General features: G+C 70.7%; 11 protein-coding genes. 6 read left to right on the top strand and 5 right to left on the bottom strand.

Annotation, left to right across the window (positions count from 1 at the left end):
• The coding region (locus M3N57_12000) for a hypothetical protein (GenBank protein MDP9023391.1) at window positions 1-1,196 on the top strand (1,196 nt) is incomplete at its 5' end.
• Here the strand turns inward: M3N57_12000 and M3N57_12005 are convergent.
• Window positions 1,174-1,647, bottom strand: a complete 474-nt coding sequence (locus M3N57_12005; protein ID MDP9023392.1) for a transcription elongation factor GreA — start codon at window positions 1,645-1,647, stop codon at window positions 1,174-1,176. The two genes, M3N57_12000 and M3N57_12005, sit on opposite strands and share 23 nt — an antisense overlap.
• 100 nt (window positions 1,648-1,747) lie before the next feature.
• Here M3N57_12005 and M3N57_12010 point away from each other — a divergent pair, with 100 nt between their 5' ends.
• Entirely contained in the window at window positions 1,748-3,001 is a 1,254-nt protein-coding gene (locus M3N57_12010; protein ID MDP9023393.1) for an MFS transporter, read from the top strand.
• A gap of 38 nt (window positions 3,002-3,039) precedes the next feature.
• A complete protein-coding gene (gene uppS / locus M3N57_12015) occupies window positions 3,040-3,822 on the top strand; it encodes a polyprenyl diphosphate synthase (GenBank protein MDP9023394.1) in 783 nt (260 codons plus the stop codon).
• A gap of 24 nt (window positions 3,823-3,846) precedes the next feature.
• Here the strand turns inward: uppS and zwf are convergent, their stop codons facing one another.
• The 4 genes from zwf to M3N57_12035 all read right to left on the bottom strand — a co-directional run bounded on the left by zwf (window position 3,847) and on the right by M3N57_12035 (window position 7,401).
• Window positions 3,847-5,241 (bottom strand): glucose-6-phosphate dehydrogenase, encoded by a 1,395-nt coding sequence (gene zwf / locus M3N57_12020; GenBank protein ID MDP9023395.1) that lies wholly within the window; start codon window positions 5,239-5,241, stop codon window positions 3,847-3,849.
• Window positions 5,238-6,110: a decarboxylating 6-phosphogluconate dehydrogenase gene (gene gnd / locus M3N57_12025; GenBank protein ID MDP9023396.1), complete on the bottom strand. Its 873-nt coding sequence runs from the start codon at window positions 6,108-6,110 to the stop codon at window positions 5,238-5,240. The genes zwf and gnd overlap by 4 nt, the downstream gene beginning before the upstream one ends.
• A 99-nt stretch (window positions 6,111-6,209) precedes the next feature.
• Window positions 6,210-6,452: a hypothetical protein gene (locus tag M3N57_12030; GenBank protein ID MDP9023397.1), complete on the bottom strand. Its 243-nt coding sequence runs from the start codon at window positions 6,450-6,452 to the stop codon at window positions 6,210-6,212.
• 106 nt (window positions 6,453-6,558) lie between these two features.
• The gene (locus M3N57_12035) at window positions 6,559-7,401 is read right to left on the bottom strand and encodes a transglutaminase-like domain-containing protein (GenBank protein ID MDP9023398.1); all 843 of its coding nucleotides are present in this window, start codon (window positions 7,399-7,401) and stop codon (window positions 6,559-6,561) included.
• A gap of 107 nt (window positions 7,402-7,508) precedes the next feature.
• Here M3N57_12035 and M3N57_12040 point away from each other — a divergent pair, with 107 nt between their 5' ends.
• From M3N57_12040 to M3N57_12050, 3 genes are all read left to right on the top strand, one after another.
• On the top strand, window positions 7,509-8,276 hold the full coding sequence (locus tag M3N57_12040; protein MDP9023399.1) for an enoyl-CoA hydratase/isomerase family protein: 768 nt from the start codon (window positions 7,509-7,511) through the stop codon (window positions 8,274-8,276).
• A 55-nt stretch (window positions 8,277-8,331) separates the two neighbouring features.
• A complete protein-coding gene (gene glpX / locus M3N57_12045) occupies window positions 8,332-9,324 on the top strand; it encodes a class II fructose-bisphosphatase (protein ID MDP9023400.1) in 993 nt (330 codons plus the stop codon).
• 31 nt (window positions 9,325-9,355) lie between these two features.
• On the top strand, window positions 9,356-9,657 hold a 302-nt coding region (locus M3N57_12050; GenBank protein ID MDP9023401.1), incomplete at its 3' end, for a hypothetical protein.

A 9,657-nucleotide genomic window follows, 5' to 3' on the forward strand; every position in this document is an offset into this window, starting at 1 on the left:
TGATGACCACCAGCCGAGACGCCGACGTGGGCGAGGATGAAGCCTTCGCCGAGGTGCGCGACGTGCTCGTCGAGATCGCGACCGACGCAGAGCTGGCCGGGCTCCAGGCGCGACTGCGGGAGCTCGAGCACGACGTCGAGCGGCTCGCCGACGACGCGGAGAGCCGCGACGCCGCTCGGCGAGGACAACTTGACGTCATGCGCGCCCGCGTCGACGGTGCCCTCGAGGCGCTCCAGGGCGCCACTGACGAACACCGCGGATGGTCCGGCCGGATCGAACACCGTCTGACGCAACTGACATCCGAGATCGAGCTATCCGTCGGACGGCTCGTCGACGGCATCCGCGACGAGCTGTCACCGCCGGTTCACCGGTTCAGCGTGCAACTGGAGGATCTCGAAGCCCGACTGGACGGCGAACTCGAATCTGCTGCGGAGGCGGGCCGGGCGCGGGTCGCGACGCTCTACGATGCCCTCGAAGCGGTCCGGGCCGGGGCCGGCGACGCGGTGGCTCAAGCCCGCCGCGACCTCGACAGCGCGCTGGAACTGCTGAGCGGGCGGCTGGCTGATACCGACGCGGCGGTGGAGCGCGACCGCGCCGACCGTGAACGCGCCGAAGTGATGTGGCGTGAGCGCCTTGACGGCCTGATGAGCCGCATGGAAGAGATCGACGCCCGCGCGGTCGCCCAGGTCGCACGTCATCTCACCGAACTCAGCGACCTGCACCGGCACGTCGAGGAGCTCAACGGACGGATCGAGGTCCTCGGTCGGCGCGTCGGCGACGCGGTGGACCGCATCGCCGGCGAGCTCGCGACGCGGGTGGGATCGGTGGTGGCGGAGCTGGAGGCGGTTCGCGAGGCACGGATCCGCCACGAGGAGCGGCTCACTGCGGCCGAGCACGCCGCCCGGCGGCTGCCCGAGGTCGAGTCCCGGCTTGAGGGGGTCATCCACCGATCCGCGCCCGTCGCGATCGACGAGCTGCGGGCCGTCCGCGGAGAGGTCGCCGACCTCAATCGCCGCCTGGAAGCCGCCGAGGCAAACAACCGCGAACTGCACGCCCGCGTGGAGAAGGCCGAGATGGTGGCTTCCACTGCCGGCCGTGCCGTCGTCAACGCCGTGCGGCGCGCTCGCGATCAGAACCGTGGTGGCAGCAGCGGGCTGTCACCGACGGACAGGGTCACGGAACCTCGATCCGTTTGACGGTCACCGAGAAGGATCCTCTCGGGGCCTGAACCGAGACCGTCTCACCGACCCCGGTGCCCAGCACGGCCTGACCGATCGGCGACACGATCGACAGTACGTCGTACTCGGCGTGGCGCTCCTCGCGGCTGCCGGCCACCAAGTAGGTCTCCTCATCGCCGTCGACGTCGAGGGTCACGACCACGCCGGGCACGACCGTGTCAGCCGCCGGCTGCTGGCCGGGGTCACGCACGTGCGCTTCTCGCAACAACCCTTGCAGCTGGCGGATCCGTGCCTCGATGCGGCCCTGTTCCTCCTTGGCCGCCTGGTACTCGGCGTTCTCGCGGATGTCGCCGTGGGCGCGCGCCTCCTCGATGGTCTCGGCGATGCGGACCCGACCGGTCGTCTTGAGCTCCTCGAGCTCCGCCGCGAGACGCGCGTACGCCTCCTGGCTCAGCGACGTCTGGGACAAGAGCGGACTCCTCGAGGGGTGAGCGGCGAGGGTAGCCACTCATCACGGTCCGGGGCGCGCCACGTGCGCGACAGGCCCCCGTTGCGGTAGGTGTCTGGCCGTGTCTGACCGTCCCTCCTCACTGCGCACGCCCGGCTTCCTCGGCGGGGTGCTCGGCACCGCGTTCACGGTCGCGGTCGGGTTCGGGCTCATCGTCCCGGCCCTCCCCGCGTTCGCCCGGGAGCTCGGGGCGTCCGTCGGCGCCACCAGCGCGGTGATCTCGACGTTCGCAGCGGTGCGCCTGGTGGCCGTCGGCCCCGCCGGTGCGATCGCCGATCGCGTCGGCGCCCGCATCACCGTCGCGACCGGCCTGGTCCTGGTCGCGGCGTCGTCAGCCGCGACCGCACTCGCCGACCGGTACATGGAACTGGTGTTCCTCCGCGGCGCCGGAGGGCTGGGCTCGGCGCTGTTCATCACGGGCCTCGGCCAGTACCTGGTCGTGGCGATCCCCGCTCGTGAGCGTGGCCGCGCCAACGGGCTGCTGCACGGGGCGTTCCTCCTCGGCGGCGCCAGCGGCCCCGCCGTCGGTGGGCTCGTGATCGAGGCCGTGGGCATCCGCGCGCCGTTCGTGATCTACGCCGTGACGCTCCTGATCGCCACGGCGGTCACGCTGAACTACCTGCGGCCGCTCCCGACCTTGGCACGAGACCGCGGTGGGCAGGTCGTCCAGCTGGAGGACTCGCCACCGCGGCTGGAGGCAACAGGAGCACACGGCACCGGGCGGGGCGGGTCCGCGATCGGCGCCTTGGTCCGCGATCGGACGTTCCTTGCGATCCTCGGTGTCCACGCTGTCGTCAGCTGGGGCAGTCAGGGTGTGCGGTTCGTGGGAATCCCGCTGTTCGGAGAGGAGATCCTCGGCGCGACACCGGGACAGGTCGGTCTCGCGCTGGCGACCGCGAGCGTCACCCACGGGATGCTGCTGTGGCCCGCCAGCCACGTCACCGACAGGCACGGCCGGCTGCTGCCCGTCCGGGTCGGGACGGCGGTCTTCGCGCTGGCGCTGGCCGGCCTCGCGACGACATCGACGGTGCCGATGCTGTTCGTGTGGATGGCGGTGCAGGGTGTGGCGACCGGAGCGACCTCCACGGTTCCCGCCGCGATGGTCGGGGACCTGGCGCCTGCCGGTGTGGAGGGCCGTGCGGTCGGTGCGATGAACGTTGCGCGCGACGTCGGGGCGATCGCAGGGCCGTTGGTCACCGGTGTGGTCGCCGACCTGTTCGGCTTCCCGGCCGCGTTCGGGCTCGCGGCGATCCTCCTCGGCGCCGGCTTCGCCGCGACCTTCGCCATGCGCGAGACGTTGCCAGCGTCGCGGTGAGCGACCTGGCCGCACCACCATCGGTACGCTCGGCCGCGATGTTCAGTCCCGTCGACCTCGCCTACCGCCTGTACGAACGGCGTCTGGCACGTGAGATCGCGGCCGCGCCGCTGCCGGGCCACGTGGGTGTCATCCTCGACGGCAACCGCCGGTTCGCCCGTCAACGCGGCATGGACGATCCCACCTTCGGCCATCTCGCCGGAGCCCGGAAGATCGACGAGTTCCTCGACTGGTGCTGGGAGCTCGGCGTGCCGTACGTGACGCTGTGGTTGTTATCGACCGACAACCTCGAACGCGACGCGGCGGAGGTCAACGGGCTGCTCCGCATCATCGAAGAGACCGTCCAGCGCATCGCCCACCACCCCAAGGCCCGTGAGCGGCGCCTGAAGGTCTCAGCGCTCGGCGCTCTGGATCTCCTGCCGCACGACACCCGCCGGGTGCTGAAGGAGGCCGAGGAGGCCACCGTCGGACACGACCGGTGCTTCCTGCAAGTCGCGGTCGGTTACGGCGGACGTCAGGAGATCATCGACGCCCTGCGTAGCTTGCTGTGGAGCAAGGCACAGCAAGGAGCGACCCTCGAAGACGTCGCCGAGACGCTGGAACCCGAGGACATCGGCGACCACCTGTACTCCAACGACTTCCCCGACCCCGACCTGATCATCCGCACGTCGGGCGAGTTGCGGCTGTCGGGTTTCCTGCTCTGGCAGAGCACCCACAGCGAGTTCTACTTCTGTGACCCGTACTGGCCCGATTTCCGCCGCATCGACTTCCTGCGTGCCCTGCGCGAGTACCAGCAGCGCCAGCGCCGCTTCGGCCGCTGACAGGGCAGTTCGGCTGGTAACGCCTCAAAGCTGCGGTTGGTGCCAGCCACCGTCACGAGCGATCAGGTCCTCCGCCTGGGATGGCCCCCAGCTGCCTGGGCGATACGAGAACAGCTCACCGGCTCCTTCCAGGACCGGGGCGACGATCTTCCAGGCCTCCTCGACCTCGTCGGCGCTGGCGAACAGCGTGTGATCGCCGTCCATGGCGTCGGACAGGAGCCGGGCGTAGGCAGCTTCTTGGGGACCTTCCCGCCGCTCGTCGTAGGCGTAGACCAGGTCGACCGAGCGACTCACCAGAGCGTCACCGGGCTCTTTGATCTGGATCGACAGCGAGACCCGCTCGCCCGGCGTGAGGCGGAAGATCAGGTGGTTGGGGTGGGGCGACGGTGCGTCCTCACCCGAGAACAGCGACAACGGCGGGCGGCGGAACTCCACCAGCACCTCCGTGACAGTGGCCCTCAGGCGCTTCCCGGCGCGGATGTAGAACGGCACACCCGCCCACCGCCACGAATCCATCCAGGCGCGCAACGCAACGAACGTCTCGACGTCGGACGAGGGATCCACCCCTTCCTCACCGCGGTAGCCGCGGTACTGGCCGCGGACGACGTCATCGGGGTCCAGCCGCCGCATCGAGCGCAGAACCTTCCACTTCTCCTCGTGCAACGCGCGGGTGCCCGCGTCGACCGGGGGCTCCATCGTGACCAACGTCAGGATCTGCAGCAGGTGGTTCTGCACCACGTCGCGGAGCGCACCGACCTGCTCGTAGAAGCCACCGCGGCCCTCGACGCCGATGTCCTCCGCCATCGTGATCTGCACGCTGTCGATGTAGTGGCTGTTCCACACCGGCTCGAGGAAGGTGTTGGACAGCCGGAACACCAGCAGGTCCAGCGTCTCGGCCTTCCCCAGGAAGTGGTCGATGCGGAAGACGGCCTCCTCCGAGAAGGTATCCAGCACGCAGCGGTTGAGGTGCTGGGCGGAGTCCAGATCCCGACCGAAGGGCTTCTCGACCACCAACCGTCCATCCTGGCTCAAGCCCGCGTTCGACAGTCCTGCCACCACCGTCTCGAACATCGTCGGGGGCACCGCCAGGTACATCAGCGGCCGCGCGGCGTCGCCGACTGCCTCAGCCAGTGCCGTGTACGTCGCCTCGTTGCGGTAGTCGCCGCGGACGTAGTGCAGGCCAGCCGCCAGCTTGGCGAAGACGTCGTCGTCGACATCGACGTCACCGAAGCGTTCGATGCCGTCGCGGGCGTGGGCGCGCAACCGCTCGTGGTCCCAGTCGCTGCGCGCGACACCCACCACGGGGATGCCATCGAGACGGCCGTCGGCAACCAGCTCGTACAGTGCCGGGAACAGCTTCCGGCGTGCCAGGTCGCCGGTGACACCGAACAGCACCACAGCCTCGCTGGTGGTGGTCACGACGGGATCTCGTGGCCGCCGAACTGTGCGCGCAGGATCGCGACCGCGCGCATGGCGGGTGATGATTCCTGGCGCGATGCGAACCGTGCGAACAGCGCAGACGCGATCGCGGGGACCGGGACCGCCAGATCGATGGCGTCCTGAACCGCCCAGCGGCCTTCGCCGGAGTCCTCGGCGTGACCCGTGACGCGGTCGAGCTCGGGATCGTCGGAGAGCGCGTCAGCGAGCAGATCGAGCAGCCACGAACGGATGACGCTGCCGTGGCGCCACACCTCGAACGTGGCCGCCAGGTCGATGTCCATGTCGCACGCGCGCAGGACCTCGTACCCCTCGGCGTAGGCCTGCATCACGCCGTACTCGATCCCGTTGTGGACCATCTTGGTGAAGTGACCGGCACCCACCGGGCCGACGTGGCTGTAGCCGCCGTCGGCTGCGAGGGCGCGCAGCAGCGGCTGGAGGTCTTCGACGTCGGCGGTGTGACCACCCACCATCAGGCAGTAGCCATCCCGGAGCCCCCACACCCCACCGCTGACACCCACATCGACGAAACCGATCCCGCGTTCGCCCAGCAGGTCACGGTGGGCCAGCGAGTGACGCCAGTTGCTGTTCCCACCATCGACGACCAGGTCGCCGTCGGCGAGGGTCTCCGCGAGCGTCCCGACGGTCTCGGCCGTGGGATCGCCGGCGGGGACCATCATCCACACCACCCGCCGCGGCTCCCCTTCGAGCGCGGCCACCAGCGCCTCGAGCGATGCGACCTCGCTCACGTTGGGATCGCGGTCGTACCCGACCACCGTGTGGCCGTGGCGGCGGAGACGCTCGGCCATGTTGGCCCCCATGCGGCCCAGCCCGACCATCCCTGCTCTCACGTGAACGGCTCCTTGAGCGACCCTGGGTGATCACCCACCGTCTGCGGTCGACCACCGGCGCGTCCCCGTCAGGCCAGCAGCCGCAACCACCAGCGAGGATCAGGCCCCCAGATCGATCATCCGCTGTTGGGTGAGCAGCTCCCGGACACGGCGCACGCCACGCCCGGTCAGCGTACGGACCGTCGACACCCCGCAGCCGAGGAGAGCGGCGACCTGACGGTCGGTCAGTCCCTGACCGAAGCGCAACCGCAACGTGACCCGCTGGCGGGCGGGGAGGCGGCGTAGCAGCTGCTGGACGGCGTCGGTGTCGAACGGCACGGTGAACGGGCTGGTGACATCCATGAGCCTCGCGGCGTCGACGCCGTGTGTGCGCCGACGTGGCGAGCGCCATCCAACGCCCCGACCGGCTCAGCGTCATCCGCCGTTCGGCCAGGGTCGTCGCTGCGCGTCAGTTCATCTTGGCACGGGCACGCAGTGCCAGGCGCGACAGCTGATCCTCCTCGACGCTGTCACCAGCCTCCGCCAGGAACGCCTCCACCGTCTCGGCCGCCGCCCGGTAACGGCCGAGCTGGACCAGCAGCTGACCGGCGACACGGGCGTCCTCGGCACCCGTGTCGGGCAGGAGCCGCTTGAGCTCGACCGTCCACAGGGCGTCCTCGGTGTCGCCCTGCGCCAGGAAGTCCCGGGTGAGGTTGTTGAGCAGGCGGCGTACGACCTGCACCGGCGGTGCGGGCCTCAACATCCCTCGGTGCAGGCGGGACGCGCCTGCGGTCGCCTGCTGGATGCGTTGATCGACCTCGTGCTCGGTCACCACCGCCCCGCCATGGAAAGGATCGATCACCACGGGATCCTCGGCGTCAGGTGCCGGACCGATCCCGACCAAGAAGTGGCCGGGGGTGGCGATCCCGTAGGCCCGGATCCCCACCCGGGAACCGACCGCCATGTAGACGATCGCCAGCGTGATCGGCAACCCGCGTCGCCGGTCGAGCACACGGGTGAGCAGGGCGTTCTGCGGATCGTGGTACGACTCGTGGTCGCCAACGAAACCCAGCGTCCCCCCGAGGTAGGCGCCCAGTGCCTCGGCGTCCCGGCGCGGGTGAGAGGACTCGAACCCCGACATGCGCAGCCGGTCAGCCAGCGCATCGACCCGGAGTAGCTCGGCGTCCACATCGAGGTCCGGCTCGACCTCCACGCAGCACAGCAGCGCCGCTTCAGCCACGTCACAGTCGTGGTCGCGCACGATCCGCGCCAACCGGCGTCGGGCAGGGGTGGAGCCAGGCAGGTTCGACACGACCACAGGCTATCCGCGAAGTAGCCTCCAGCCGGTCGCGCCGTGCTGGCGCTGACCTTCGCCCCCGGGTGGCGCTGACGTTCCCCCGGTGATGAACAGGAGCTGGTGTGGCCGACCCGCCGCCGTTGCTGTTGACAGACCGCGCGCTCGACGGCGGGCAGGTCATCCGCATCGTCCGCATGCACCGCCCCGCCGCACGGAACGCCATGGACACCGCGATGCTGGAGGCGCTCGTCGACGCGCTCGACCAAGCGGCGACCGATGAGCGCGTCGGTGGCGTCCTGCTGGCCGGCGACAGCGACGTGTTCAGCGCCGGGGCCGACGTCCACGAGGAACTGGCGGACGGTGGCGTGCGGCGCACGGAGTTGTTCACGATCTTCTACGAGCTGCTGTCGCTTCACGTCAAGCCCACCGCCGCCGCGGTGCGGGGCCCAGCGGTCGGTGGCGGCGCCGAGGCCGCCGCGGCGTGCGACATCCGCTGCGCCACGCCGTCCGCGCGGTTCCGGTTCCCCGGCGCCCTCTACGGCATCCCGGTCGGGGCGGCCCGCACGCTGGGGCAGGTCGGTCTGGGTGTCGCCAAGGACTGGGTGCTGTCCAGCCGAGACGTCTCCGCCCAAGAGGCGGCCGCGGCCGGGTTCGTGCAACGGCTCGTCGACGACGACCAAGCCGAGGACGCCGCGGTGGCCTGGCTCGCCACCGTGGCGTCACGCGACCGGGTGACGGTCACGCGTCTGAAGCAGGTCCTCAACGCCTTCGCCGGCGTCCCCGACCGGGTCGCGTGGGAGAACGACGCGCTGCGGTCGTACGTCGAGGAAGGCGGTGTCCCACCACGGCCGGGGGCGTTCGGCATCTCGGACACCGCGCAGCGGGCGTGACCGCCGCCAAGGTCGTTACAGTCCACCGAGACGGCCGTGAGCAGGGAGGACCGCGATGGTCCCCAGGGAGAGTCCAGACCGCAACCTCGCGCTCGAGCTCGTCCGCGTGACCGAGGCGGCTGCGCTCGCGGCCGCCAGGTGGCAGGGGCGCGGCGACAAGGAGTCCGGCGACCAGGCGGCGGTCGACGCCATGCGGATGATGCTGTCGACCGTCGACATGGACGGGATCGTGGTGATCGGCGAGGGAGAGAAGGACGAAGCGCCGATGCTGTACAACGGCGAGCGCATCGGCACCGGCCATCCCCCACCCGTCGACATCGCCGTCGACCCCGTCGAGGGGACGACCCTGCTGGCCGAGGGCCGCCCGGGCGCCATCGCGGTGATGGCCATGGCCCCGCGGGGCACCATGTTGGATCCCGGTCCGTGCGTGTACATGGAGAAGCTCGCCGTGGACCGCGAGGCGGCTGGCGTGGTCGACCTCGACGCTCCGATCGCTGACAACCTGCAGGCGATCGCGAAGGCCAAGGGGAAGGAGGTCCGCGACGTCACGGTCGTCATGCTCGACCGCGACCGCCACGCCGACCTGATGCGCGACATCCGCGAAGCTGGTGCGCGTTTGCAGCTGATCACCCACGGTGACGTCGCCGCCGCCCTGCGCGCCGTCTGGGAAGACCGCCCCGACGTCGACCTGCTGATCGGGATCGGGGGGACCCCCGAAGGGGTCATCGCCGCCTGCGCCGTCAAGTGCCTCGACGGGCAGATGCTGGGCCGACTGTGGCCCCGCTCCGACGAGGAGCGCGCGGCCGCACAGGAGGAGGGCTACGACCTCGATGCGGTCCTGACCGCCGACGACCTGGTCCGCAGCGACGACGTCTTCTTCGTCTGCACCGGGATCACCGGTGGCGGCCTGGTCGAGGGTGTGCACTTCGACCGCCGCGGCGCCGCGACCGAATCCGTGGTGATGCGTTCCAAGAGCGGCACGATCCGCTTCGTCCGCGCCCGCCATCGGCTCGTCAAGCTCCGGGAGTACGCGGCGATCGAGTACTGAGCCGACCGGTTCAGGCGGTCCACCACCGCCCGTGCTGACCGAGCCGGCCCGCACCGTCCTGGCCTGGGCGGCTGTCGGCGTCGCGTTCGGCATCGCGGGTGCCGTGGCCGTCGCGGTCGTCCTCGCCGCCGGCGAACCGGCGGCGAGGAGCGTCGGCGCGGACCAGGTGCTCGTGATCCTGCCGGTGCCGGTCGGGTTCGTCAGTGGCCTGGCCGCCGGAACGGTCGTCGCCGCCGAGCGCGGCGCCACCGCGATCACCGTCGCAGCTGTCGTGACCGCACTGGTCGGTGCGGCCTACCCGCCGCTGGCGCCCGCGCCCGTGACGCTCGGGAC

This window comes from Actinomycetota bacterium, from assembly GCA_030776725.1.
In the GTDB taxonomy this organism is placed as follows: domain Bacteria; phylum Actinomycetota; class Nitriliruptoria; order Nitriliruptorales; family JAHWKO01; genus JAHWKW01.

Excerpts from the sequence above, each read along its gene's own strand:
- uppS (MDP9023394.1), top strand. The coding sequence starts at position 3,040 with ATGTTCAGTCCCGTCGACCTCGCCTACCGCCTGTACGAACGGCGTCTG.
- glpX (MDP9023400.1), top strand. The coding sequence starts at position 8,332 with ATGGTCCCCAGGGAGAGTCCAGACCGCAACCTCGCGCTCGAGCTCGTC.
- M3N57_12030 (MDP9023397.1), bottom strand. The coding sequence starts at position 6,452 with ATGGATGTCACCAGCCCGTTCACCGTGCCGTTCGACACCGACGCCGTC.